This window comes from Falsochrobactrum tianjinense (genome assembly GCF_019100495.1).
In the GTDB taxonomy this organism is placed as follows: Bacteria; Pseudomonadota; Alphaproteobacteria; order Rhizobiales; family Rhizobiaceae; genus Brucella; species Brucella tianjinense.
Genome location: NZ_JAHRVA010000006.1, coordinates 116,794 through 142,059, shown reverse-complemented (window position 1 = coordinate 142,059; position 25,266 = coordinate 116,794). Strand labels below are relative to the sequence as shown.

The following is a 25,266-nucleotide window of genomic DNA, read 5'->3' as shown; positions in this document are numbered from 1 at the left end:
GCACAGTAGGCGGTCTGTTGCTTGGCTTCATTGCCGGCACCTTGAGCCTGCTTGGCGGAAACACCATATCGATCAATGGAATGGCGCTTTCAGGCTGGTATGGCGTCTGGATAGTGACGCTGGCAATGGGCATAGCGGGATTGGCGTTCGGCCTGATATGGGCTTTGGTGTTCCGCGCGCTCGGGCTGGCCGCACGACATTGACAGCAAGCGGCGCAGCAATTACCACCGCTTCAGTTACAAGGAGCTATGGCTGCTCCGGATAGGCAGGAAATAGCATGGTTACAGTTCTCGACATGGTGGACCAGAGCAGACGCCAGCGGCACCCGGAAAAGGCGCACCGCCCCGATAATGAAGTGCTGAAAAAGCCGGACTGGATTCGTGTCAAGGCTCCTGTTTCGCGCGGTTATGCGGAGACCCGCGATATTGTTCGCTCGAACAAGCTGGTCACTGTCTGCGAGGAAGCTGGTTGCCCGAATATTGGTGAGTGTTGGGAAAAGAAGCACGCGACCTTCATGATCATGGGCGAGATATGCACGCGCGCCTGTGCATTCTGCAATGTTTCGACCGGAATTCCGACCGCGCTTGACCCTCATGAGCCGGAAAATGTTGCCAAAGCCGTCAAGCAGATGGGGCTGACCCATGTGGTCATTACCTCTGTTGATCGTGACGATCTTGCCGATGGCGGCGCGCAGCATTTTGCCGAGGTGATCCATGCGATCCGCGCCGCGACACCCAAGACCACAATTGAAATTCTGACGCCGGACTTCCTGCGCAAGGAAGGCGCGCTTGAGGTCGTGGTCAAAGCTCGCCCGGATGTATTCAACCACAATCTGGAAACCGTGCCGTCGAAATATCTCAAGGTCCGCCCCGGTGCGCGCTATTTCCATTCGATCCGTCTCTTGCAGCGGGTCAAGGAGCTGGACCCGACCATTTTCACCAAGTCAGGCATTATGGTCGGTCTCGGTGAAGAGAGAAATGAAATTCTCCAGCTCATGGATGATCTGCGTTCGGCTGAGGTCGATTTCATGACCATTGGCCAATATCTCCAGCCAACCCGAAAGCATCATCCGGTCATCCGTTTCGTGACGCCGGACGAATTCAAATCGTTCGAGACTATTGGTCGGACGAAGGGATTCCTGCTGGTTGCCTCCAGCCCGCTGACGCGTTCGTCACACCACGCCGGTGATGATTTCGCCAAGCTCAAGGCTGCGCGCGAAGCGCAGATCGCAATACAGGCTTCGTAACATATGCCGCAATTTACGACCGTCAGGCGGGTGAACCACCGGGCCGAACAAATGTTCGCTCTGGTTGCGGATATCGAAAAATATCCACTTTTCCTGCCCATGTGTGAGGCTTTGACCATCCGCACGCGCAAGGAGCGAGGCGAAAAGGCGCTACTGATCGCCGATATGACAGTGGGCTATAAGATGATCCGCGAGACATTTACCAGCCAGGTGCTGCTCAGCCCGACGCATAATGTGATCGACGTCAAATATCTCGACGGTCCGTTCCGCTATCTTGACAATCGGTGGACCTTCATTTCCGTTGGCGACGGTTCCCAATGCGATGTGGAGTTCTTCATCGATTATGAGTTCAGGAGCCGTACCCTCGGCTTGCTGATGGGAACCATGTTCGATCTGGCCTTCAAGAAATTTTCCGAAGCTTTTGAAAAACGCGCCGACCAGATTTACGGCATTGCCTGAAGAACCAGTTCCAGCGCGGCAAGTACGGTCGCGTGGCGTATTTCTGCTCGCGTCTTTTCGCCAAAGTGGCATTCTTTATGCAGGGTTGGATGACCGCTGCGTGCACTGGCAATATGCACCAGACCGACAGGCTTTTTGGCGGAGCCGCCGCCGGGACCGGCAACGCCGGTGACAGCGATGCTGATGCCTGCGCGCGAATGGGCAAGCGCCCCTTCGGCCATGGCGATGGCAACTTCTTTCGATACTGCGCCTTTTTCGATAATGAGTTCGACCGGTACGCCGATCATCTCATGCTTGGCTTCGTTGGAATAGGTCACGAAGCCTCGATCCACCACATCGGAAGATCCTGCGATATCAGTCAGGGCCGCCGCAATCAGCCCGCCGGTGCAGGATTCGGCGGTGACAATCATCAGGCTGTGGCTGCGGCAGGCTTCAAGAACCTGAATGGACTTTTCTTCTGCGATCATTCGGGAACCTCACCGGGATAGACCACCGTTGCAGTCACAATAGCAGCAATTCCTTCGCCACGGCCAAGAAAGCCGAGCTTTTCATTGGTTGTGGCCTTGATCGAAATCCGGTCGGTGCTGATACCCAGCATATTGGCCAGCGCCTCGGTCATAGCGGGCCGGTGCGGGCCGATTTTCGGCTCCTCGGCAATCAGCGTCACATCGGCATTGGCGATGCGACCACCCGCGTCGCGCACGATTTTTACCGCATGTTCGACAAAGATATGAGAGGCAGCACCCTTCCATTGCGGATCGGAGGGCGGAAAATGCGTGCCGATATCGCCCGCGCCTCGGGTGGCGAGCAGGGCGTCGGTCAAGGCATGTAAAGCGACATCCGCGTCGGAATGTCCGCTGAGTTTTTTCTCATACGGAATGTCAACGCCGCACAGAGTTACATGGTCGCCGGGCTCGAAGCTGTGAACGTCATAGCCATTGCCGGTGCGAATATCTGGAAATGAAGTCATATTCTGCCTTAAACGTTTGTCGGCCATTTCGATATCCTTGGCCCATGTCAGTTTCGTATTGTCTGCGGAGCCTTCGATTATACGCACCGTCAGCCCGTGCCACTCGGCAATTGCAGCGTCGTCGGTAAAATCCGCGCGCTGGATGGCGAACGCCTTTTCATGCGCTGCCAGAATGGGCGTAAACGGAAAAGCCTGCGGCGTCTGTGCCGAGAACAGGCCTGCGCGCGGGACAGTGGTTTTCACTGTGCCATCGGCTGTCGCCTGTTTTAATGTGTCCGATACGGCAAGCGCAGGCAATATGCCTTCTTGGGGTGACAAGCTGTCAAGAATGCGGGTGAGCAAATCCTGCTTCACAAAGGGGCGCACGCCATCGTGGATCAGGACATATTGTGGCGGATTTTCTGCAAGGGCCAGCAATCCAAGGCGGGTAGATTCCTGCCGGGTCGGGCCGCCGATAACCACGCGCACATTCGCGTAATCGGCCTGAATGGCGTTCTGATAAAGCACGGTGTCATCCGGGTGGATGACGACGATGATCTCATCAATCAGGGGGTAATCAGCGAAAGCGCGCAGCGTACGCGCCAGGACGGTCTCGCCGCCAATGCGCCGATATTGTTTCGGTCCCTCGATGCTCTGGCCTGCCCGTTCGCCCCGACCGGCTGCCACAATGACCGCTGCTGCCCTAGAAATCGCCTTAGCCCTTATGAAAGAATTGCCTCTCCAGCGGGATAATGCCTTGTGACGTCAATTGCCAGTCGGCAATTGTTTTATCAGGGGTCGCGTGTGCTTTTTCTTGCGTCCAAAACACATATTGATTAAAGTATGGGCTAATTCCTTCATGCACATCAAATAGGCATTATTGGTGGATTTCCTTAATCAAGCTTTGAATATCGGTGGCGTGGTACTCAAGAACCGCGTCTTCCTTGCGCCCATGTCGGGTGTGTCCGATCTCCCGTTTCGCAAACGCGCTGCGGAAGCGGGCGCGGGTATGGTGGTTTCGGAAATGGTGGCGAGTGCCGAATTGTGCAATCGCCATAAGGAAAGCATGTTGCGGCTTTCCGGCGAAGGACTTGGTACGCATGTGGTGCAACTTGCAGGCCGCGAAGCGCACTGGATGGGCGAGGCCGCAAAGATAGCGGAGGGCGAAGGTGCCGATATTATCGATATCAATATGGGTTGTCCGGCGAAGAAGGTAACGGGCGGCTATTCCGGTTCGGCCCTCATGCGCGATCTCGATCATGCCATGACGCTGGTGGAGGCCACGGTCGCGGCAGTCAAGGTCCCGGTTACACTCAAAATGCGATTGGGCTGGGATGAAAACAGCATCAATGCGCCCGAACTGGCCAAACGCGCTGAAGATGCCGGTATCGTCATGGTTACGGTGCATGGACGTACGCGCTGCCAGTTCTATGAGGGCAACGCCGACTGGACTGCCATCCGCGCGGTGCGGGATGCTGTGAAAATTCCGCTTGTGGCCAATGGTGATGTTGCATCCCGGCAGGATGCGGAAGAAATATTGCGCCGTTCGGGAGCCGATGCGGTCATGGTCGGGCGTGCCTCTTACGGCCAGCCCTGGCTTGCGGGCTCGATTGCCGGAAGCGATCATGCGCCGCAATCCGAGAATACAATTCTCGATTATATTATAAGACATTATGAAGATATGCTGAACCATTATGGCAGCAAGACAGGTATCCGTCATGCTAGAAAGCATTTGGGCTGGTATCTGGATCGTCACGCAAGCGCGGCATTCTCGCCTGCCGATAAGGCTCAGATCATGACATTGACTGACCCCGCCGATGTTATTGACGGGCTGCGTCGCATTTTCCTGCGCGAGGCAGTTTTGCCTGGCACGACGAGAAAGGTTGCCTGATGCGCGGAAGCGGCGAAGCGGCCAATCTTGCGTCCGCCAATCTTGCGTCGATTGTGCTGGATGCACTCAGCCAGCCTGTCATCATGATCGGCGCTGACAATCATATTGTTTACGCCAATCTCGACGCCGAACAGTTTTTCCGTTCGGGTTCGTCTATTCTGGCACGCAACCGGTTCGAATCCTTCCTGCCATTCGGCAGTCCCTTGCTGGCCTTGGTTGATCAGGTCCGCGCCAGCCAGATTCCAGTCAATGAATATCGCGTCGATATTTCGTCACCGAAGCTCGGTACAGAGCGGATTGTCGATCTCTATGTCGCGCCGGTGATCGAAGCGCCGGGAGCCGTGGTTATCCTGTTCAAGGAGAAGAGCATGGCGGAAAAGATCGACCGCCAGATGACCCATCGCGGTGCCGCGCGTTCGGTGTCGGGCCTTGCTTCCATGCTGGCACACGAGATCAAGAATCCGCTCTCGGGCATTCGAGGCGCCGCTCAATTGCTCGAACAGGTGGTGAGCGATGAAGATCGCGCACTTGCGAGGCTGATCACCGATGAGACGGACCGCATTGTAAAGCTGGTCGACCGTATGGAAGTGTTTTCTGACGAGCGCCCCATTGAGCGTAGTGCCGTCAATATTCATGTTGTGCTTGATCGAGTAAAAGCGATAGCGCGCAATGGTTTTGCGCGACATGTCCGATTTACGGAGGATTATGATCCGTCGCTGCCGCCGGTCTTTGCCAATCGGGATCAGCTTGTGCAGGTTTTTCTCAACCTCATAAAAAACGCGGCGGAAGCCATCGATGGGCGTGAAGGCGGTGAAATTATTCTTTCTTCGGCCTATCGTCCGGGTATCCGCTTGCAGGTTCCCGGCGCGCGAGATCGGGTGGCGCTGCCGCTTGAATTCTGCGTCCAGGACAATGGCCCCGGCGTACCGCAGGATATGCTGCCGCATCTGTTCGATCCATTCGTCACCACCAAGATTAACGGTTCGGGGTTGGGTCTGGCGCTGGTCGCAAAGATTATCGGCGATCATGGCGGCATTATCGAATGCGATAGCCACCCTTCGCGCACGACCTTCCGTATTCTCATGCCCGCCTGGACGAATCCGGCTGATCTCATTGGAATGGCAGAAAATATGCCAGCACGGACAGGAAACGACGCATGAATGCTGGACGTCCCACGGGTACGATATTAGTGGCTGATGATGACGCCGCAATCCGCACGGTGCTCAATCAGGCGCTGTCACGCGCGGGTTATGACGTGCGGGTGACTTCCAATGCCGCGTCGCTTTGGCGCTGGGTTTCCGCTGGAGACGGCGATCTCGTCGTCACCGACGTGATGATGCCTGATGAGAATGCTTTCGATCTGCTGCCGCGCATCAAGAAAACGCGTCCCGATCTGCCGGTAGTGGTGATGAGCGCGCAGAACACCTTCATGACCGCCATACGGGCTTCCGAAGCGGGAGCCTATGAATATCTGCCCAAGCCGTTCGACCTGACCGAACTTATCAATATTGTCGGGCGTGCGCTTGCAGAGCCGAAAAGCAGACCCGTGGCCACATCGCTTGGCGATGAGCAGGTCGAGAATATGCCTTTGGTGGGCCGGTCTCCGGCGATGCAGGAAATCTATCGTCTTCTGGCGCGCATGATGCAGACCGATCTGACCGTTATGGTGACGGGCGAATCCGGGACCGGCAAGGAACTGGTCGCTCGCGCGCTGCATGAATATGGACGCCGCTGCAAGGGGCCGTTCGTTGCGATCAATATGGCGGCCATTCCGCGCGATCTGATCGAATCGGAGCTGTTCGGACATGAGAAAGGCGCTTTCACCGGCGCGCAGAACCGTTCGAGCGGACGTTTCGAGCAAGCCAATGGCGGTACGCTTTTTCTTGATGAAATCGGTGACATGCCGATGGAAGCGCAGACGCGATTGCTGCGCGTGTTGCAGCAGGGCGAATATATGACTGTGGGCGGACGCACGCCGATCAAGACCGACGTGCGGATCGTGGCCGCCACCAATAAGGATCTGCGCCAGCTCATCGCGCAAGGGCTGTTCCGGGAAGACCTGTACTACCGGCTCAATGTAGTGCCTTTGCGCCTGCCGCCGCTGCGTGAACGTAGCGAGGATGTGGCCGATCTCGTCCGGCATTTTTTCAAGCGGATCGCAGACGAAGGATTGCCGGAAAAACGCATTACCGCAGACGGTCTGGACATGATGCGCCATTACCCCTGGCCGGGAAATGTGCGCGAGCTGGAAAACCTCGTGCGCAGGCTGGCAGCGCTTTATCCGCAGGAGGAGATTTCCCCTGAAATCATCGAAGCCGAATTGAAGCCTGATATTCCAAGACCCGACAGTCCGGCGGTCGGGGAGGGAAGTACCGACAATATTACCATATCTCAGGTGGTTGAGCAGAATATGCAGCGCTATTTCGCATCCTTCGGCCCTGATTTGCCGCCGCCGGGCCTCTATCATCGGGTTCTGGCGGAGTTTGAGTATCCGCTCATCCTCGCCTGCCTGACTGCCACGCGTGGCAATCAAATCAAGGCAGCAGAAATTCTGGGCCTTAATCGCAATACATTGCGCAAGAAAATCCGCGAACTGGGCGTCAACATCTATCGCGGAACCAGATCAGGCAACTAAACTGTAAAATACCGTTGCATTTTCGCCACAATGCGTTGCATAGATGCAACGCTATTGGGTAACATGGTTAACATGGAAACAGCGCATTTGATGACGGATACGGATACGGCGGACCAATCATCAGGCAATGAGGGGCGCAGACTCCTGGCCTTGCCGGGAATAATCACCGTTGTCTCCGCTTTGATAACGGCCTCACTCTCCTTTGCCATTCTCATCGGAATTACGCCGCTAACGCCGGATCGTACCGTCACGCTTGCGCTGGTCATAGTCAATGTTGCGCTGATTTCTTTTCTGATCCTGCTGATCTGCCGCGAAGTCTATCGTATCATCACCGCGCGGCGATTGGGAAAAGCGGCTTCGCGCCTTCATGTGCGCATCGTGGCTCTGTTTTCGCTGATAGCGGCAGTTCCCGCTATCGTTGTGGCGATTGTGGCCTCGGTGACACTCAATCTGGGTCTCGACCGCTGGTTTGATACCAATACCCGCGACATTGTAAGTTCCTCGCAAAGCCTCTCGACGGCCTATATTCGCGAAACGGCGCTCAATCTGCAAAGTACGTCCTATTCGATGTTGCAGGAACTGGACGCGCAAAGGACGCTTTACAGCCTCGACCGCGGCGGTTTCATTCGCTACCTTACTCTACAGACCGGCGGGCGCGGCCTGCTTGGAGCGTTCCTTGTGCGCGAGAACGGCGATGTTGTCGTAAAAAGCGAAACAGGTGTGGAAAGCCGCCTGCCGCCGCCGACCGACGATGCGCTGAAGACCGCAGTCGATGGCAAGCCGGTCATCATTCCGCCGGGAAACAGTAATTTTGTCGGCGCTGTCATCCAGATGCGGGAGATACCCGACGTCTATCTTTATACGGTGCGCACGGTTGACCAGCAGGTTCTGGAAGCGATGCGCCTGATGGAAGCCAATACGCAGCGCTATCAGGAAATGGATGCCAATCGCGTCCCGACGCAGATCGCCTTTGCACTGCTTTATTTCGGGCTGACGCTGATCGTGCTGCTTTCGGCCATATGGACAGGCATCGCCGTGGCCGACCGTCTGGTGCGTCCAATCCGGCTTCTGATCGGTGCGGCAGACGAAGTGGCGGCGGGTAATCTGGAAATTTTCGTACCTGTGCGCTCGTCGGATGGCGATGTGGGCGCGCTTTCGGATACATTCAATAAAATGGTCGCGGAAGTCAAAAGCCAGCGCAACGAACTTCTTTTCGCAAATGTCCAGATCGATGAACGCCGCCGTTTTTCGGAAGCCGTGCTTTCGGGCGTTACCGCTGGTGTTATCGGTATCGAGACGGACGGGTCCATTTCCATTCTGAACCGTTCGGCGGAGTATATGTTCGGGGTGAGTTCCGAAGACGCTATCGGCAGAAGCCTCAGCAGCATCGCGCCGGAAGTTGGGCAGGCTTTCGAGGTGGCACGTACTACGGGACGCACAGTGCATCGCGAGCAGGTCAGCATGACCCGTGCGAACATCGCTCGCAACTTCAATGTACAGGTGACGGTGGAAGATGCCGAATCGGACGATCATTCCTATGTGGTGACAGTCGATGACATTACCGATCTCGTTCAGGCGCAACGTTCTTCGGCCTGGGCAGATGTGGCCCGCCGTATCGCGCATGAAATCAAGAACCCTCTGACCCCGATCCAGCTTTCTGCCGAGCGCATTCGCCGCCGCTATGGAAAAGTGATCACCGAAGACCGCGAAGTGTTCGATCAATGCACGGAAACGATCATCCGGCAGGTTGGCGATATTGGCCGCATGGTCGATGAATTCTCGGCATTTGCCCGGATGCCCAAGCCCGAAATGCGCGTCATGGATTTACGCGAGGCATTGCGGGAGGCGTCGTTCCTGATTGAGGTCAGTCGTCAGGATATTCGTTTCAATCACGAGTTTGGCAATGTCCCGATGATGGGCTCTTTCGACAGCCGTATGCTCGGTCAGGCCTTCGGAAATGTCATCAAGAATGCCAGTGAGGCCATAGATGCGGTCGCCAAGGAAGAGCGGGAAGAGGGGCATATTCTCGTTCGTGCGTGCAAATCCGAAGGGCAGTTGGTGGTCGATGTCATCGACAACGGCAAGGGCCTGCCGGGCGACGACCGCCAGAAACTGCTGGAGCCTTATATGACCACCCGCGAAAAGGGTACCGGTCTTGGCCTCGCCATCGTTCGCAAGATCGTGGAGGAACATGGCGGTCATCTGGAATTGCATGATGCGCCGACGGATTTCCACGGAGGTCGCGGCGCGATGATACGCATGATCTTTCCCGAAGCTTCTTCCGGTTCAGCCGGTGCGGAAGAGGGAAATCACGCAAACAGGATAATTGGACAGGTGAATTGATATGGCAGCCGATATTCTTGTAGTTGACGATGAAGCAGATATTCGGGATCTGGTAGCGGGTATCCTGAGCGATGAGGGATATGAAACCCGCACGGCTTTCGATGCGGACAGCGCGCTCGCCGCCATTGACGACCGTGTGCCGCGGCTGGTGTTTCTCGACATCTGGCTTCAGGGCAGCAGGCTCGACGGTCTTGCCCTGCTTGATGAAATCAAGAAGCAGCATCCCGGCTTGCCGGTGGTGATGATTTCGGGCCATGGCAATATTGAAACGGCGGTTTCAGCAATCCGTCGGGGGGCTTACGATTTTATTGAAAAACCCTTCAAGGCCGACCGCCTCATTCTGGTTGCGGAGCGAGCACTGGAAACGTCAAAGCTCAAGCGCGAAGTCTCAAGCCTGCGCAAGCGGGGCGGTCATAATCTCGATTTGATCGGTGCGTCGCTGGCCATCAACCAGTTGCGGCAGACCATCGAGCGCGTCGCGCCGACCAATAGCCGTATCATGATTACGGGGCCTTCCGGAGCAGGCAAGGAGCTTGCCGCCCGCGCCATTCATGCGCAATCGGGCCGCGCCAACGGACCGTTCGTTACGGTCAACGCTGCAACGATTACACCGGAACGCATGGAGATCGAGCTTTTCGGTACGGAAATGGATGGCGGCGAACGCAAGGTAGGAGCGCTTGAGGAAGCGCATGGCGGCATTCTTTATCTTGATGAGGTTGCCGATATGCCGCGCGAGACACAAAACAAGATTCTGCGTGTGCTGGTCGATCAGCAGTTTGAGCGCGTGGGCGGAACCAAGCGCGTGAAAGTCGATGTCCGCATTATCTCCTCCACCGCACAAAATCTGGAAGGAATGATTGCCGAAGGTACATTTCGTGAAGATCTGTTCCATCGTCTGTCTGTGGTGCCGGTGCATGTCCCCGCACTTGCAGCGCGGCGCGAGGATATTCCGGCGCTGGTGGAATATTTCATGACGCAGATTGCCGAACAGGCGGGCATAAAGCCTCGCAAGATCGGCTCGGACGCCATGGCTGTATTGCAGGCACATAGCTGGCCGGGTAATATCCGTCAGTTACGCAATAATGTGGAACGCGTGATGATTCTGGCGCGCGGTGACGACCCGGAAGCGCCGGTGACAGCCGATTTGCTACCTGCCGAAATCGGCGACACGCTGCCGCGCGCGCCTACGGAATCAGATCAGCACATCATGGCGCTGCCCCTGCGTGAAGCGCGTGAGCGTTTCGAGAAGGAATACCTGATTGCCCAGATCAATCGTTTTGGCGGCAATATTTCGCGCACCGCCGAATTTGTAGGCATGGAACGCTCGGCATTGCATCGCAAACTGAAATCTCTCGGCGTATAGGCCTATAGCGAACAGAATATCTCAGATCAGGCGGAACGATCATGCGGGTAATCGTATGCGGAGCAGGGCAGGTTGGTTATGGTATTGCCGAACGGCTTGCTGCGGAAGAAAATGACGTTTCCGTAATCGATACGTCGGCGCGGCATATCGAGATCGTGCGGGATACGCTCGATGTGCGCGGCTTCGTGGGCCATGGGTCGCAGCCGGATGTTCTTGCGGCGGCGGGTGCCGACGAAGCGGATATGATCATTGCCGTCACGCTCTCCGACGAGGTCAATATGGTGGCCTGCCAGGTGGCGCATTCGGTGTTTAATGTGCCGACCAAAATCGCGCGCATCCGCGCTCAGTCCTACCTTCAGGCCGAATATCAGGATCTGTTCTTGCGGGAAAACCTGCCGATCGACGTCATCATCTCGCCCGAACTTGAGGTGGGGGAGGTGGTTTTGCGGCGCATCGCGCTACAGGGAGCGACCGATGTGCTGCGATTTGCCGACGACAAAATCGTTGGCCTTGCCATTGAATGCCTTGAGGAATGCCCGGTTATCAACACACCTCTCAAGCAATTGTCGGACCTTTTTCCCGACCTTACCGCGACCGTAGTCGGCGTGGTTCGCAATGGCAGCCTTTTTATTCCACGTTCTTCCGATCAGCTTCATGTAGGCGATCTTGCCTATGTAGTCACAACGCGTGAGCAGGTGCGTCGAACGCTGTCGCTGTTTGGCCATGAAAAGCCCGAAGCGCGTCGTATCGTGATTGCGGGCGGCGGTAATATTGGCCTGTATGTGGCGAAGGCCATCGAAGACCGTAAGTGGCATACGCGTGTCAAAATGATCGAAAGCGAGCATGAACGCGCTTTTGCAATCGCCGACCAGCTTAGCCGGACCATGGTGCTGCATGGCAGCGCGCTTGATCAGGCACTTCTGCAAGAAGCCGATATTGAAGATGCAGATCTGATGGTCGCTCTCACCAATCAGGATCAGGTTAATATTTTATCGAGTATCATGGCCAAGCGGCTGGGCTGCAAGACGAATATGGCGCTGATCAATACCGTAGCCTATCAGGATTTCACCCATATGGTGGGCATAGATGCCTATATAAATCCAAAGGCAGTCACCGTATCGAAAATCCTCCAGCATGTGCGTCGAGGCCGTATTCGTGCAGTTTACAGTGTCTACCGCGACATGGCAGAAATCATCGAGGCTGAAGCACTGGAGACGTCTTCGCTTGTCGGGGCGCCGTTGCGCGATCTGGACTTGCCGGAAGGATTGCGGATCGGGGCGATCTATCGCGACGGAAAGGTCATCCAGCCCGATGGTGATGTCCAGATAAAACCCAGGGATCGGGTTGTGATTTTTGCGATAGCCGATGCGATCAAGCATGTGGAACAGATGTTCCGCGTCAGTCTTGAATTCTTTTGATCTGTTTTTTTGGGGGCGCAACCAGAAAAGGCCGAATTGCTTGAGGCCGATCGAAAATAACGGAAGATTGCTGTGATCGGTGAAATTTGAAACAGGACTTCCAAAATTGTCGGTTGCCTAAAGATTCCCATCCTGTTAACCGAGTTGTGAAAGCGAAGCAGTTGTCTTTCCACAGCAATTGCAATCAGGCCCCGGTTTTGCGCGCTCCGGCAACTTGATTTATATGTGCGCGCATGTTCGTCTGCAACTAGGCGAACTGACTGCTGATCGATTAAAGGAATAAAAACAATGGCTGAACGATCGCAAAATCTTCAAGATCTTTTTCTCAACTCTGTACGCAAGCAGAAGATTTCACTGACCATCTTCCTCATCAATGGCGTGAAACTTACCGGCATTGTGACGTCTTTCGATAATTTCTGCGTGCTGCTGCGCCGCGATGGCCATTCGCAACTTGTCTATAAACATGCGATTTCGACCATCATGCCGAGCCAGCCCGTGCAGATGTTCGAAGGCGAGGAAGTCTGATATCCTCAGTTTTCATTCAATCATGGTCCGGACCGGAAACGGTTCGGGGCCATGTTCTGACAGGCCGGGGCGTATTCTATTTGAAACCGCTTGTATGATCGCCTATCTGCAAGGGTAAGTTATCCGCAGCCCCGGAGTAAATCTGTTTGCCCAAATTCGAGGATAAAAACACGCCGCCTGCCGATCAGCAAAAAGGCATTGATCTATCCAAGGTAGAGCCGACCAAGGCTGCGGTTATCGTTCCCATACTGCCGGAGCGGTATAGTTCGAGCGCTGCCAATGAGGAAACGGCAAAATCCCGGTTCCAGCGATCCAGTGAGGCGCGGCTTGAAGAAGCCGTGGGATTAGCGCGTGCCATCGACCTCGATATCGTCCATGCTGAAAGCGTAATCGTGAATACTCCGCGTCCGGCAACACTGCTTGGAACGGGCAAGGTCGAAGCGATTGCCGAGACGGTGGAAGAAAAAGCAATCGAACTTGTGATTGTCGATCATTCCCTGACGCCGGTGCAGCAACGCAATCTCGAAAGGGAATGGAACGTCAAGGTCATCGACCGGACCGGCCTTATTCTGGAGATTTTTGGCGAAAGGGCGCGTACTAAGGAAGGTACGCTACAGGTCGAACTGGCACATCTCAACTACCAGAAGGGCCGTCTGGTCCGAAGCTGGACTCATCTTGAGCGACAGCGCGGCGGTAGCGGCTTTCTCGGCGGTCCGGGCGAAACGCAGATCGAGGCCGACCGCCGCATGCTTCAGGAAAAAATCCTGCGCATCAAACGCGAGCTTGAGACGGTTGTGCGGACACGCAATCTGCACCGGCAAAAGCGACGCAAGGTGCCTCATCCAGTGGTGGCGCTGGTGGGCTATACCAATGCCGGGAAGTCGACGCTTTTCAATCGCATGACCGGTGCGGAAGTGCTCGCGGAAGACATGCTGTTTGCAACGCTCGACCCAACCTTGCGACGCATCCGGCTTCCTCACGGCGAAACTGTCATCTTGTCGGATACGGTCGGATTTATTTCGAACCTGCCGCACCATCTGGTCGCAGCTTTCCGCGCCACGCTTGAAGAAGTGGTCGAGGCGGATCTCATTTTGCATGTACGCGACATTTCCGACCCGGACAATGCGGCGCAGTCTGAAGATGTCGAAAGCATTCTGACCAGCCTCGGCATTGAGGCGCAAGATCGTCATCGCGTCATTGAAGTATGGAACAAGATAGACAATCTCGATGAATCCGGGCGTGAAGCGGCGCTTCGCCTTGCCGCCGCAGGCGGCGAAGAGGGGCGTCCCGTTCCCCTGTCGGCCTTAACGGGTGAAGGCATTGACAGGCTGCTTTCGCTGATCGAAACCCGCATAGCAGGCGCGTTGGGAACGGTCGAAGTGGCACTCTCGCCGTTCGAATTGCATATTCTTGACTGGATTTACCAGCACGGCAGTGACGTTGAGCGGGAAAACCTTGATGACGGCTCGGTTCGTATTCGCGTGCGTCTGACTGAAAATGCACGGAAAATGCTCGACAAGAAACGCGGCATTAAGCCTGTCGATGAGGATTCGGAACTGGATTGATCGGCATCTTGCAGAACAGGGGCGCCTCGCCCTATGTATGGGGCATCAACGATTCAAATTCATCCTATCGCCATAAATATCCAGAGGCCAATAATGAGAGATCCCATTGAAACCGTCATGAACCTCGTGCCGATGGTGGTCGAGCAGACCAACCGTGGTGAGCGGGCCTATGATATTTTTTCGCGCCTGCTCAAAGAGCGTATCATTTTCGTCAATGGTCCTGTCGAAGACGGTATGTCGATGTTGATCTGCGCTCAGCTGCTCTTTCTGGAATCGGAAAATCCGAAGAAAGAGATCAACATGTACATCAACTCGCCGGGCGGTGTCGTAACTTCGGGCATGGCGATTTATGACACCATGCAATTCATTCGTCCGCCGGTTTCCACGCTTTGCATGGGGCAGGCCGCTTCGATGGGTTCGCTTCTCCTGACTGCAGGCACTACGGGCCAGCGTTATGCTTTGCCCAATGCGCGTATCATGGTTCACCAGCCTTCGGGCGGATTCCAGGGCCAGGCTTCAGATATCGAGCGGCATGCGCAGGACATTATCAAGATGAAGCGCCGCCTCAATGAAGTCTATGTCAAGCATACCGGTCGCGACTACGAGACCATTGAACGGACCCTTGACCGTGACCATTTCATGACAGCGCAGGAAGCGCTCGAATTCGGCCTGATCGATAAAGTTATCGAATCGCGCGATTCAAGTGCTGAGGAATCGAAGTAAAAGGGACCGGTTTGTCCGGTTTCCTAATTTTTAGCGCACGTTGCCACAAAAGCGGCTTATTTCTTGGCCGTACGTGAAGGTTAACGAGTAGCGTTAAGCATCTGTTGGGGTTCGGGACGCTAGAATTACCCTGATTATGCCGAATCTTCGCAGGGAAGCGGATTTTTCAATTGTCCCCTGTTGCTGGTTCTGCAAAAGTCACTGCAAGGACTTCTTCGGTCGGGAAGTCCGCAGTGACGGTGATAGGTCCGAACCGGAAGAAACGATCAAAATGAACTGCGATGAAACTGGCGTTCATTTTGGTTTATTGAAAGGAAACTGCAATGAGCAAAGTCAGCAACGGCGGCGGCGATTCAAAGAATACGCTTTATTGCTCGTTCTGTGGAAAAAGCCAGCATGAGGTGCGTAAGCTGATTGCAGGCCCGACCGTATTTATCTGCGACGAATGTGTCGAACTTTGCATGGACATCATCCGCGAGGAAAACAAGACCTCGATGGTAAAGTCGCGCGAAGGTGTACCGACTCCGCAGGAAATCATGGGTGTTCTTGACGATTATGTCATCGGCCAGAAGGACGCCAAACGCGTTCTCTCGGTTGCCGTGCACAATCACTACAAGCGTCTCGCGCATCAGTCGAAGAGCAACGATATCGAACTGGCGAAGTCGAATATCCTATTGGTCGGCCCTACGGGCTGCGGCAAGACATATCTTGCCCAGACGCTGGCCCGCATCATTGATGTGCCATTCACTATGGCCGATGCGACGACACTGACGGAAGCTGGCTATGTCGGTGAAGATGTAGAGAATATCATTCTGAAACTGCTTCAGTCCGCCGATTACAATGTGGAACGGGCGCAGCGCGGTATTGTCTATATCGATGAAGTGGACAAAATCAGCCGAAAGTCCGACAATCCGTCGATCACGCGCGACGTTTCAGGCGAGGGTGTGCAGCAGGCGCTTCTCAAGATCATGGAAGGCACCGTTGCGTCGGTTCCACCGCAGGGTGGGCGCAAGCATCCACAGCAGGAATTCCTGCAGGTGGATACAACGAACATCCTGTTCATCTGTGGTGGTGCTTTTGCCGGCCTCGACAAGATTATCTCGGCGCGTGGCGAGAAAACCTCTATCGGTTTCGGTGCGACGGTTAGATCCGTCGATGAACGCCGGATCGGCGATATTTTCAGGGAACTGGAGCCGGAAGACCTGCTCAAATTCGGACTTATCCCCGAATTTGTAGGCCGTTTGCCGGTGATAGCGACACTGGAAGACCTTGATGTTGACGCGCTGGTGACAATTCTCACCGAGCCGAAGAATGCGTTGGTCAAGCAATATCAACGCCTGTTCGACATGGAGAACGTCGAGCTGAGCTTCCATGACGACGCCTTGCGTGCGATCGCCAACAAGGCGGTTGAGCGTAAGACAGGTGCACGCGGCCTGCGTTCGATCATGGAGAAGATTCTTCTCGACACCATGTTCGAATTGCCGACCCTGGAAGGCGTGCAGGAAGTGGTCATTTCCGGAGATGTGGTTGATGGCAGCGCGCGCCCGCTGTATATCTATGCGGAACGTCAGGAAGAGAAGGGGAATGCTTCCGCCTGATAGGATTTAGCGGAATAGATGCGAAAAGGCCGCGAAAGCGGCCTTTTCCTTGTCTACGTCTTGCTCGGAGCGGTAATTGATGTTTGCAAACGGCATATCGTACGGGCCTGATATTGTGCAAAATGTCGAGACGGCGCAGGATAGTTGACGATTCTATGAATGCTGCTTGAATTAAGGGGTTCGGCTCTCCAAGTATGGACCGAAGCACGCTTTGTGATCTGCCTGTAAGGAAAGGGGACACAGGTGTGGCAATCGGGTCGAACGACCTGAGAAAGGACTTGAATAATGACGGGTATTGAACAGAAGACGCCAGTGGGCGGCGAAGACGGGCTGCTTGCCGTCCTCCCGTTGCGCGATATCGTAGTCTTCCCTCATATGATCGTCCCGCTTTTTGTCGGGCGTGAAAAGTCGATCCGCGCCCTCGAAGAAGTGATGGGTGTGGACAAGCAGATTCTGCTTGCGACGCAGAAGAACGCTGCCGACGATGATCCGGCGCCCGATGCAATCTACGAAATCGGTACGATTGCCAATGTGTTGCAACTTTTGAAATTGCCAGACGGTACCGTCAAGGTGTTGGTCGAAGGCATTGCGCGTGCGAAGGTTTCCAAATTTACGGATCGTGAGGATTACCACGAGGCCTATGTTGTGGCCATGCCGGAGCCGGAGGAAGATGCGGTCGAGATCGAGGCGCTGTCCCGCTCGGTGGTCTCCGATTTTGAAAATTACGTCAAGCTGAACAAGAAAATCTCGCCGGAAGTGGTTGGTGCCGCAAGCCAGATCGATGATTATTCCAAGCTCGCAGATACAGTGGCTTCGCACCTTGCGATCAAGCTACCTGAAAAACAGGAAATGCTATCGATTCTTTCGGTGCGCGAGCGTCTGGAAAAGGCGCTTTCCTTTATGGAAGCTGAAATTTCAGTTCTGCAAGTCGAGAAGCGTATTCGCAGCCGCGTCAAGCGCCAGATGGAGAAGACGCAACGCGAATATTATCTCAATGAGCAGATGAAAGCGATTCAGAAGGAGCTTGGCGATGGAGAGGACGGTCGTGACGAGGCGGCTGAACTCGAAGAACGCATCAACAAGACCAAGCTAACCAAGGAAGCACGCGAAAAGGCGCAGGCCGAACTGAAAAAGTTGCGCAGCATGAGCCCGATGTCTGCCGAAGCAACGGTCGTTCGCAATTATCTCGACTGGCTGCTCTCCATTCCATGGGGCAGGAAGTCGAAGGTGAAGCAGGACCTGAACTTTGCACAGGAAATTCTTGACACTGAGCATTTTGGTCTGGACAAGGTCAAAGAGCGTATCGTCGAATATCTTGCCGTTCAGGCTCGTTCGACCAAGATCAAGGGTCCGATCCTTTGTCTCGTCGGACCTCCCGGCGTCGGCAAGACCTCGCTGGCCCGTTCAATCGCCAAGGCGACCGGACGCGAATATATCCGCATGTCGCTGGGCGGTGTGCGTGACGAGGCCGAAATCCGCGGTCACCGTCGCACCTATATCGGTTCGATGCCCGGCAAGGTCATTCAGTCGATGAAGAAGGCGAAGAAATCCAACCCGCTTTTCCTGCTCGATGAAATCGATAAGATGGGCCAGGATTTCCGTGGAGATCCGTCCTCGGCGATGCTGGAGGTGCTCGATCCGGAACAGAACTCGACCTTTATGGACCATTACCTTGAGGTCGAATATGATCTGTCGAACGTCATGTTCGTGACGACTGCCAATACGATGAACATCCCTGGTCCGCTACTGGATCGCATGGAAATCATTCGTATTGCCGGTTACACCGAAGATGAAAAGCTGGAGATCGCCAAGCGGCACTTGTTGCCGAAGGCGATCAAGGATCACGCTTTGCAGCCGAAGGAATTTTCGGTCACTGAAGAGGCTCTGCGCCATGTCGTCCGTCATTATACGCGGGAAGCAGGTGTACGTAATCTCGAACGCGAACTGATGACTCTTGCCCGTAAGGCCGTGACCGAAATTCTCAAGTCGAAGAAGACGTCGGTGAAAATAACCGATAAGAATCTCTCCGACTATCTGGGTGTGGAGAAATTTCGCTTTGGTCAAATCGACGGCGAGGATCAGGTCGGTGTCGTTACAGGTCTTGCCTGGACGGAAGTTGGCGGTGAGTTGCTCACTATTGAAGGCGTGATGATGCCCGGCAAGGGACGCATGACTGTCACGGGTAATCTTCGTGACGTGATGAAGGAATCGATCTCTGCTGCGGCGTCCTATGTCCGTTCGCGTGCGGTTGACTTCGGCATTGAACCGCCGCTCTTCGACAAGCGTGACATTCACGTTCACGTTCCTGAAGGCGCAACGCCGAAGGACGGTCCATCGGCGGGTATCGCGATGGTTACGGCCATTGTGTCCGTGTTGACCGGCATTCCGGTTCGCAAGGATATCGCAATGACGGGCGAAGTCACGTTGCGCGGTCGTGTCCTGCCTATCGGCGGCCTCAAGGAGAAGCTCCTCGCGGCTCTGCGCGGTGGCATCAAGAAAGTTCTGATCCCGGAAGAAAACGCCAAGGATTTGGCAGAGATTCCGGACAATGTGAAGAACAATCTTGAGATCGTTCCGGTATCGCGTGTTGGCGAAGTGCTTAAGCATGCACTGGTTCGTCAACCCGAACCGATAGAATGGACCGAGCCAGCAACGCCGGTTACAGCCCCTGTTGCGGACGACGAAGCAGGCGTTACGACCGCTCATTGACCTTCGTCATTGTCATATAATGTAATAATGCCGGGCTATTTGCCCGGCATTTCTGTGTTTAACCCCGGATTTCTGGGGTTTTTTATTGTTGACAGGCTTGGTTTGTCATTCGTTTTGAATAAACTCCACTCAATCCGGTCACGTTATCCGTTCCGGTCAATAGAGAAAGGAAATGCCTATGAACAAGAACGAATTGGTGGCCGCTGTAGCGGAAAAAGGCAGTCTGACAAAGGCTGATGCTGGTACGGCCGTCGATGCTGTGCTCGCCGCAGTTACTGGCGCATTGAAGGCCGGCGAAGAAGTTCGTCTGCCCGGTTTCGGCGTTTTCTCGGTTTCGCACCGCGCTGCTTCAACGGGCCGCAATCCGTCGACTGGCAAGGAAGTTGCCATTCCGGCTCGTAATGTGCCGAAGTTCTCGGCTGGCAAGAGCCTGAAGGAAGCCGTTAACGGCTGATCTTCTGGGGTGTTGCGAATAATTGTGCGAAAAGCCCGGATTGGTCCGGGCTTTTTTGCTTTTGGCATTTATTCGGCAGCTTCAGCCTTACCCCTTCCAGGGCGGCGTTCCAACAATTCCTTGAGAAAGTGCCCGGTATAGGAACGTGGCTCCTTCACAATGTTCTCCGGACGTCCGACAGCGACAATTTCGCCGCCGCCATCGCCGCCTTCGGGACCGAGATCGATCACCCAGTCGGCGGTTTTGATAACTTCAAGATTATGTTCGATGACGACAACCGAATTGCCCTGTTCGACAAGTTCATGCAGCACTTCGAGAAGCTTTGCCACGTCATGAAAATGCAGGCCCGTGGTGGGTTCATCAAGAATATAGAGCGTGCGTCCCGTCGCGCGGCGTGAAAGCTCCTTGGCTAGCTTCACGCGTTGGGCTTCACCGCCCGAAAGTGTAGTTGCCTGTTGCCCGACCTTGATATAGCCAAGCCCTACCTTGACGAGGGTTTTGAGCTTGTCGCGGACAGCGGGGACGGCAGCAAAGAATTCTGCGCCTTCTTCGACCGTCATATCGAGGACATCAGCGATGGATTTTCCCTTGAAAAGGACCTCCAGCGTTTCGCGATTGTAGCGTTTGCCGTGGCAGACATCACAAGTCACATAAACATCCGGCAGGAAGTGCATTTCGATCTTGATGACGCCATCGCCCTGGCAGGCTTCACAACGCCCACCTTTCACGTTGAAGGAAAAACGTCCAGGCTGATAGCCACGCGCCTTGGCCTCCGGCAACCCTGCAAACCAGTCACGGATCGGCGTGAATGCACCGGTATAGGTCGCCGGGTTGGAGCGCGGCGTGCGGCCAATCGGCGACTGGTCGATATCGATTACCTTGTCGAGAAATTCCAGTCCCTCAATGCGGTCGTGTTCCGCAGCATGCGCACGTGACCCCATGATGCGGCGTGACGCCGCCTTGAACAGGGTCTCGATTAAAAAGGTAGATTTGCCGCCACCGGAAACGCCTGTAACAGCAGTAAATGTTCCCAACGGAATATCGGCGGAGACATTTTTTAGATTATTGCCGCGTGCGCCCACGACGCGGATGCGCTTTTCCTCGGAAATATTGCGCCGCTCCGAGGGAATGGCGACTTCCAGTACGCCTGACAAATATTGACCGGTGAGCGAGTTAGGATTCGACATGACATCGTTGGGAGCGCCCTGTGCGATCACGCGACCGCCATGGATACCGGCGGCAGGGCCGATATCGACCACATAATCGGCAGTCAGAATGGCGTCTTCGTCATGCTCAACGACAATGACCGTATTGCCAAGATCGCGCAGATGGCGCAGCGTGTCCAGTAGCCGCGCATTGTCACGCTGATGCAGACCGATGCTTGGCTCGTCGAGTACGTAAAGCACACCAGTCAAGCCGGAGCCAATCTGTGAAGCGAGGCGGATGCGCTGGCTTTCCCCGCCTGAAAGCGTGCCTGAATTACGCGCCAGTGTGAGGTATTCGAGGCCGACATCGTTTAGAAATTGCAGCCGTTCACGGATTTCCTTGAGAATTCTGACCGCTATCTCACGCTGCTTCTCGTTAAGGCTGCCATCGATGTCGCGGAACCAGATATCGGCATTCTTGATTGACATCTGCGTGATTTCGCCAATGTGCTTCATGCCGACTTTTACCGCGAGAGCTTCTGGCTTCAAACGGTAGCCATTGCAGGCAGGGCAGGGCGTCGAGGACATGAAACGTTCAATTTCCTCGCGCGACCAGGCCGAATCCGTTTCCTTCCAACGGCGTTCAAGATTGGGAATGACGCCTTCGAAAGCCTTGGTGGTCTGGTAGGAACGCAGGCCGTCATCATAGTTGAAGACGATTTCGCGCCCTTTTGTGCCGTAAAGAATAGCTTGTTGCGCTTCCTGCGGAAGATCGGCCCAATGAGCTCCGATCTTGAAGCCGTAAGCTTTGCCAAGCGCTTCGAGGGTCTGGTTATAGTATGGTGATGAAGAGCGCGACCAAGGTGCAATAGCTCCCTCTTTTAGTATCGCGTTTTCGTCAGGAACCACCAGACTGGGATCAATGGCCTGCTGCGTGCCGAGGCCGTCGCAGGTCGGGCAGGCACCAAACGGATTGTTGAAGGAAAACAATCGGGGTTCGATTTCCGAGATCGTAAAGCCCGAAACAGGGCAGGCGAACTTTTCCGAGAACAAAAGCCGATCATGCGTTTCATTCGCCGATTTATTTGCAGCACCTCCTTCCGCAGTCTCTCCAGAAGGCAATGGCTTGTCGGCAAATTCGGCAATTGCCAGCCCTTCGGCTAGCTTGAGGCTGGTTTCAAGACTGTCGGCAAGACGTGTCGAAAGATCGGGACGAACGACAATGCGATCCACGACGACATCAATGTCGTGCTTATATTTCTTGTCGAGCGCGGGTACATCGGCGACTTCATAAAAAACGCCGTCAACCTTGACGCGCTGAAAACCCTTCTTCTGTAACTCGGCTAACTCCTTCTTGTACTCGCCCTTCCGACCACGCACGATAGGCGCCAGAACATAAAGGCGAGTGCCTTCTTCCAGCGCCATAACACGGTCGACCATTTGGCTGACGGTCTGGCTCTCGATGGGCAGACCGGTCGCAGGCGAATAAGGAATGCCAACGCGCGCAAAAAGAAGGCGCATATAGTCGTAAATTTCGGTAACGGTTCCAACGGTTGAGCGTGGATTGCGGCTCGTCGTTTTTTGCTCGATGGAAATTGCCGGGGAAAGACCGTCGATCTGATCGACATCCGGCTTTTGCATCATTTCAAGGAATTGGCGTGCATAGGCCGAAAGGCTTTCGACATAACGGCGCTGGCCCTCCGCATAGATCGTATCGAAAGCAAGCGAAGACTTTCCGGAGCCTGAAAGACCCGTCATTACGATCAGCTTGTCACGAGGCAAATCGAGATCGACATTTTTTAGATTGTGCTCGCGTGCACCACGTATGGAAATGAATTTCTGATCGCTCATTCCGCGTCCTGCTTTTTGGTCATGCCATGGATGTACGGGCGCCGGATAGGGATGCGTCGCTCCGCTCCATAATATGGGGTGGAACCTTCCAAGAAGAAGGGGTCGAAAAATCGTTCCATGCCATTTAACATTAGAACAAATATCGAACAAGCTGCTTTCTGATAGGCGATATGAAATGTGAACGCAAGAGCGTTGACTGTGACTCCTGACAGGTGCAGACTATCATTACTCGCCAGTGACGGAGAGACATCGTTAAGGGATGAAACGATATCGCCAAGAGGTCCAAGCTGAGCGGGTAGACGCAAGAGGAGGTAAAGGAGCATGAGTCCACCTGACCACGTCGTCTAGCTTTCATGATGATGAAAGCACAATCGCATCTGATCGTAGCGCATCTTCTGTAAGGAACGATGCATAGTTGATTAAAAGAAGCGATTGCCGAAAACTTCAACCATGCGCGGTGATTAAATGGCTGTGTGCCATTGATCTCCGAAAAAATTATCGGCGAATTATTGTCGATCTAAGAGCTTTGCTCAACCCCAAGCCCTGCGCGCCAGAGAAACAGTGAGCGGCAGGGCTTTTCCTATGGAAACAGTTTTACAAGCCGGTGATGCAGTTTTGACTGATATGTGGAAAATACCAGGATCTGACCTAAAATTAGCCAAGGCCCCTTGTTTTTCGAACAAATCAAGAACATAAACTCTGTGGACAGTATGAAATTCGCCGCGCCAGAATGAGCGCGGATGGGATGGCTGCTATAAAGTGGCAACTGAATTTTGGCGATGGCGTATGTCTGCGCCTGATCTATCTTTAGGAAGCGCACTCTATTTGGCTGGATATTAAGGTTCGCCAAGCGTGTGTATGCGAGAGACCCGGAGTATAATTTTATGGCTGGTAGCGTCAACAAGGTCATTCTGGTCGGCAATCTTGGGGCCGACCCGGAAATCCGTCGCCTCAACTCGGGCGATCAGGTCGCCAACCTGCGAATCGCGACGTCGGAAAGCTGGCGCGATCGTCAGTCCGGTGAACGCAAAGAGCGCACCGAATGGCACAGTGTCGTCATCTTCAATGAGAACCTGGCCAAAGTTGCCGAGCAATATCTGAAAAAGGGCTCCAAGGTTTACATTGAAGGCGCTCTCCAGACGCGCAAATGGCAAGACCAGAACGGCAATGACCGTTACACGACTGAAATCGTGCTGCAGAAATTTCGTGGTGAACTCCAGATGCTCGACAGTCGTGGCGACAGTGGCGAACAGGGCCGCTCATTTGGTGGCGGAGGTAATCGCAATCAAATGCAGGATCATTCGGGCGGCGATTTTGGATCGTCCGGACCATCCTCTTCGAGTAGCGGTGGCGGTGGTTTTTCCCGCGATCTGGATGACGAGATTCCGTTCTGACCGGAGCGGATCACCATCTAGCAAGATTGAAAAAGAATTCAAACAATGGGCGCTCATGGCATCCATTGTTTTAGCTTGAATTATTAGTTTCATACTTTACTATATCTATATGATTTTAAAAATTATTGTACTGTTTCGCTCTCTATTGAAAGCTCCATGCGGTCGGCGGAAAAGCGTGTCAGAGAGTATTGAACAGGTCTTCCCTGTGCATCGATATTGATTGCGCGCGCGGTCAGCACGATGGCTCCAGGCGAAAGTTTCAAATATCGGAGGTCGCCGGGGGCAGCATGATGAGCTGATATGATGGTTGATTTTCTGAAATAATCATTCAGATCGGCTGCCTTGAAAGCAAGCGTCATAGAAGCGTTTACGGTATAATCTTCGGCAATTGTAGGGAACCGTTCGGCGTCAATCCAATGGGTAGCGATGGATATGGGGTGACCATCGGCGCTATGCATGGTTTCCAGCCTTGTTACCCGCGCGCCTTCGTCGATGGCAAGGTTCTGCGCGATTTCCGCAGTTGCAGCCTCGATAGATGAACCTAGCAGAATGCCTTTGGTTTCACTCACCTGCATCGCCAGTGCCTGCGAAATGCGGGTACGTCGTTCGATCCTGTAGGTGAGGCGTCTGGCATTGGCAACAAAAGTGCCGCGTCCCTGCTCGGCGCGCAGAACGCCTTCCTGTGTCAGGGCGGCAATGGCGCTGCGCACCGTATGACGATTGACACCAAAACGTTCCGCGAGCTCCATCTCCGCAGGCATGCGAGCGCCGGGCTGGAGTTTGCCAGCCATTATATCGCTGCGTATCTCATCGGCGATCTGCCGCCAGATCGCTACGCCGCTGTTTCTCTCAATTCGTCTTGTCTTCGCCATGGATTGTCATCGTCCTGTCATTGGCAGGGTGTAAAAATTAGGCTATTGTATAGTTGTCTATATGAATAGACAATTTGAGATGATAAGTCAACGGGGCCGAACAGGGCAGGAAACTCATGCACAGAA

The 25,266-nt window shown here is 54.5% G+C and carries 20 protein-coding genes and 1 pseudogene; 16 read left to right on the top strand and 5 right to left on the bottom strand.

Annotation, left to right across the window (positions count from 1 at the left end; translation table 11 throughout):
* Nucleotides 1–17: 17 nt before the first annotated feature.
* The 3 genes from KUG47_RS13830 (at nt 18) to KUG47_RS13820 (ending at nt 1,705) form a co-directional block, all read left to right on the top strand.
* A complete protein-coding gene (locus KUG47_RS13830) occupies nt 18–203 on the top strand; it encodes a hypothetical protein (protein WP_217678666.1) in 186 nt (61 codons plus the stop codon).
* A gap of 74 nt (nt 204–277) precedes the next feature.
* Nucleotides 278–1,246, top strand: a complete 969-nt coding sequence (gene lipA, locus KUG47_RS13825) for a lipoyl synthase (protein WP_217678563.1) — start codon at nt 278–280, stop codon at nt 1,244–1,246.
* 3 nt (nt 1,247–1,249) lie between these two features.
* On the top strand, nt 1,250–1,705 hold the full coding sequence (locus KUG47_RS13820; protein ID WP_217678562.1) for a type II toxin-antitoxin system RatA family toxin: 456 nt from the start codon (nt 1,250–1,252) through the stop codon (nt 1,703–1,705).
* Here KUG47_RS13820 and KUG47_RS13815 read toward each other — a convergent pair.
* The gene (locus KUG47_RS13815; protein ID WP_217678561.1) at nt 1,690–2,172 is read right to left on the bottom strand and encodes a CinA family protein; all 483 of its coding nucleotides are present in this window, start codon (nt 2,170–2,172) and stop codon (nt 1,690–1,692) included. The genes KUG47_RS13820 and KUG47_RS13815 overlap by 16 nt on opposite strands.
* A complete protein-coding gene (locus KUG47_RS13810; RefSeq protein ID WP_217678662.1) occupies nt 2,169–3,380 on the bottom strand; it encodes a bifunctional 2-C-methyl-D-erythritol 4-phosphate cytidylyltransferase/2-C-methyl-D-erythritol 2,4-cyclodiphosphate synthase in 1,212 nt (403 codons plus the stop codon). Before KUG47_RS13810 ends, KUG47_RS13815 begins: the two co-directional genes overlap by 4 nt.
* 157 nt (nt 3,381–3,537) lie before the next feature.
* Between KUG47_RS13810 and dusB the strand changes: the two genes are divergently transcribed.
* The 12 genes from dusB (at nt 3,538) to KUG47_RS13750 (ending at nt 19,878) form a co-directional block, all read left to right on the top strand.
* Nucleotides 3,538–4,545: a tRNA dihydrouridine synthase DusB gene (gene dusB / locus KUG47_RS13805; RefSeq protein WP_217678560.1), complete on the top strand. Its 1,008-nt coding sequence runs from the start codon at nt 3,538–3,540 to the stop codon at nt 4,543–4,545.
* Nucleotides 4,545–5,705, top strand: coding sequence for a two-component system sensor histidine kinase NtrB (locus tag KUG47_RS13800; RefSeq protein ID WP_217678559.1), 1,161 nt, complete (start codon nt 4,545–4,547; stop codon nt 5,703–5,705). Before dusB ends, KUG47_RS13800 begins: the two co-directional genes overlap by 1 nt.
* Entirely contained in the window at nt 5,702–7,180 is a 1,479-nt protein-coding gene (gene ntrC, locus KUG47_RS13795; RefSeq protein ID WP_217678558.1) for a nitrogen regulation protein NR(I), read from the top strand. The genes KUG47_RS13800 and ntrC overlap by 4 nt, the downstream gene beginning before the upstream one ends.
* Before the next feature lie 30 nt (nt 7,181–7,210).
* Nucleotides 7,211–9,523: a sensor histidine kinase NtrY-like gene (locus KUG47_RS13790; protein WP_217678557.1), complete on the top strand. Its 2,313-nt coding sequence runs from the start codon at nt 7,211–7,213 to the stop codon at nt 9,521–9,523.
* Between the two features lies 1 nt (nt 9,524).
* A complete protein-coding gene (ntrX, locus tag KUG47_RS13785; RefSeq protein WP_217678556.1) occupies nt 9,525–10,886 on the top strand; it encodes a nitrogen assimilation response regulator NtrX in 1,362 nt (453 codons plus the stop codon).
* A gap of 41 nt (nt 10,887–10,927) precedes the next feature.
* Complete coding sequence (gene trkA, locus KUG47_RS13780) at nt 10,928–12,304, top strand: Trk system potassium transporter TrkA (RefSeq protein ID WP_217678555.1); 1,377 nt, start codon at nt 10,928–10,930, stop codon at nt 12,302–12,304.
* Nucleotides 12,305–12,592: 288 nt separating this feature from the next.
* A complete protein-coding gene (gene hfq, locus KUG47_RS13775) occupies nt 12,593–12,829 on the top strand; it encodes an RNA chaperone Hfq (protein WP_007875113.1) in 237 nt (78 codons plus the stop codon).
* A 146-nt stretch (nt 12,830–12,975) separates the two neighbouring features.
* Entirely contained in the window at nt 12,976–14,394 is a 1,419-nt protein-coding gene (gene hflX / locus KUG47_RS13770) for a GTPase HflX (protein ID WP_217678554.1), read from the top strand.
* 93 nt (nt 14,395–14,487) lie between these two features.
* Nucleotides 14,488–15,117, top strand: a complete 630-nt coding sequence (gene clpP / locus KUG47_RS13765; protein ID WP_217678553.1) for an ATP-dependent Clp endopeptidase proteolytic subunit ClpP — start codon at nt 14,488–14,490, stop codon at nt 15,115–15,117.
* A 323-nt stretch (nt 15,118–15,440) separates the two neighbouring features.
* Entirely contained in the window at nt 15,441–16,715 is a 1,275-nt protein-coding gene (clpX, locus tag KUG47_RS13760) for an ATP-dependent Clp protease ATP-binding subunit ClpX (RefSeq protein ID WP_217678552.1), read from the top strand.
* 285 nt (nt 16,716–17,000) lie between these two features.
* On the top strand, nt 17,001–19,424 hold the full coding sequence (lon, locus tag KUG47_RS13755; RefSeq protein ID WP_217678551.1) for an endopeptidase La: 2,424 nt from the start codon (nt 17,001–17,003) through the stop codon (nt 19,422–19,424).
* Nucleotides 19,425–19,602: 178 nt separating this feature from the next.
* The gene (locus tag KUG47_RS13750) at nt 19,603–19,878 is read left to right on the top strand and encodes an HU family DNA-binding protein (protein ID WP_217678550.1); all 276 of its coding nucleotides are present in this window, start codon (nt 19,603–19,605) and stop codon (nt 19,876–19,878) included.
* Between the two features lie 68 nt (nt 19,879–19,946).
* Here the strand turns inward: KUG47_RS13750 and uvrA are convergent, their stop codons facing one another.
* Both uvrA and KUG47_RS16840 read right to left on the bottom strand, forming a co-directional pair.
* Nucleotides 19,947–22,874, bottom strand: a complete 2,928-nt coding sequence (gene uvrA / locus KUG47_RS13745; protein WP_217678549.1) for an excinuclease ABC subunit UvrA — start codon at nt 22,872–22,874, stop codon at nt 19,947–19,949.
* 125 nt (nt 22,875–22,999) lie between these two features.
* A pseudogene (locus KUG47_RS16840) lies at nt 23,000–23,197 on the bottom strand (hypothetical protein); the annotation flags it as partial.
* 561 nt (nt 23,198–23,758) lie between these two features.
* Here KUG47_RS16840 and ssb point away from each other — a divergent pair.
* On the top strand, nt 23,759–24,268 hold the full coding sequence (gene ssb, locus KUG47_RS13740; RefSeq protein WP_217678548.1) for a single-stranded DNA-binding protein: 510 nt from the start codon (nt 23,759–23,761) through the stop codon (nt 24,266–24,268).
* A 122-nt stretch (nt 24,269–24,390) separates the two neighbouring features.
* Here the strand turns inward: ssb and phnF are convergent, their stop codons facing one another.
* A complete protein-coding gene (phnF, locus tag KUG47_RS13735; protein WP_217678547.1) occupies nt 24,391–25,140 on the bottom strand; it encodes a phosphonate metabolism transcriptional regulator PhnF in 750 nt (249 codons plus the stop codon).
* Nucleotides 25,141–25,266 lie beyond the last annotated feature (126 nt).

What these genes read in the sequence shown, in the direction of transcription:
- KUG47_RS13815 (WP_217678561.1), bottom strand. Translation starts at nt 2,172, where the DNA reads ATGATCGCAGAAGAAAAGTCCATTCAGGTTCTTGAAGCCTGCCGCAGC.
- clpX (WP_217678552.1), top strand. Translation starts at nt 15,441, where the DNA reads ATGAGCAAAGTCAGCAACGGCGGCGGCGATTCAAAGAATACGCTTTAT.
- uvrA (WP_217678549.1), bottom strand. Translation starts at nt 22,874, where the DNA reads ATGAGCGATCAGAAATTCATTTCCATACGTGGTGCACGCGAGCACAAT.
- clpP (WP_217678553.1), top strand. Translation starts at nt 14,488, where the DNA reads ATGAGAGATCCCATTGAAACCGTCATGAACCTCGTGCCGATGGTGGTC.
- KUG47_RS13820 (WP_217678562.1), top strand. Translation starts at nt 1,250, where the DNA reads ATGCCGCAATTTACGACCGTCAGGCGGGTGAACCACCGGGCCGAACAA.
- lon (WP_217678551.1), top strand. Translation starts at nt 17,001, where the DNA reads ATGACGGGTATTGAACAGAAGACGCCAGTGGGCGGCGAAGACGGGCTG.
- trkA (WP_217678555.1), top strand. Translation starts at nt 10,928, where the DNA reads ATGCGGGTAATCGTATGCGGAGCAGGGCAGGTTGGTTATGGTATTGCC.
- phnF (WP_217678547.1), bottom strand. Translation starts at nt 25,140, where the DNA reads ATGGCGAAGACAAGACGAATTGAGAGAAACAGCGGCGTAGCGATCTGG.
- KUG47_RS13800 (WP_217678559.1), top strand. Translation starts at nt 4,545, where the DNA reads ATGCGCGGAAGCGGCGAAGCGGCCAATCTTGCGTCCGCCAATCTTGCG.
- ssb (WP_217678548.1), top strand. Translation starts at nt 23,759, where the DNA reads ATGGCTGGTAGCGTCAACAAGGTCATTCTGGTCGGCAATCTTGGGGCC.
- KUG47_RS13790 (WP_217678557.1), top strand. Translation starts at nt 7,211, where the DNA reads ATGCGTTGCATAGATGCAACGCTATTGGGTAACATGGTTAACATGGAA.
- hfq (WP_007875113.1), top strand. Translation starts at nt 12,593, where the DNA reads ATGGCTGAACGATCGCAAAATCTTCAAGATCTTTTTCTCAACTCTGTA.
- KUG47_RS13750 (WP_217678550.1), top strand. Translation starts at nt 19,603, where the DNA reads ATGAACAAGAACGAATTGGTGGCCGCTGTAGCGGAAAAAGGCAGTCTG.
- ntrC (WP_217678558.1), top strand. Translation starts at nt 5,702, where the DNA reads ATGAATGCTGGACGTCCCACGGGTACGATATTAGTGGCTGATGATGAC.
- lipA (WP_217678563.1), top strand. Translation starts at nt 278, where the DNA reads ATGGTTACAGTTCTCGACATGGTGGACCAGAGCAGACGCCAGCGGCAC.
- ntrX (WP_217678556.1), top strand. Translation starts at nt 9,525, where the DNA reads ATGGCAGCCGATATTCTTGTAGTTGACGATGAAGCAGATATTCGGGAT.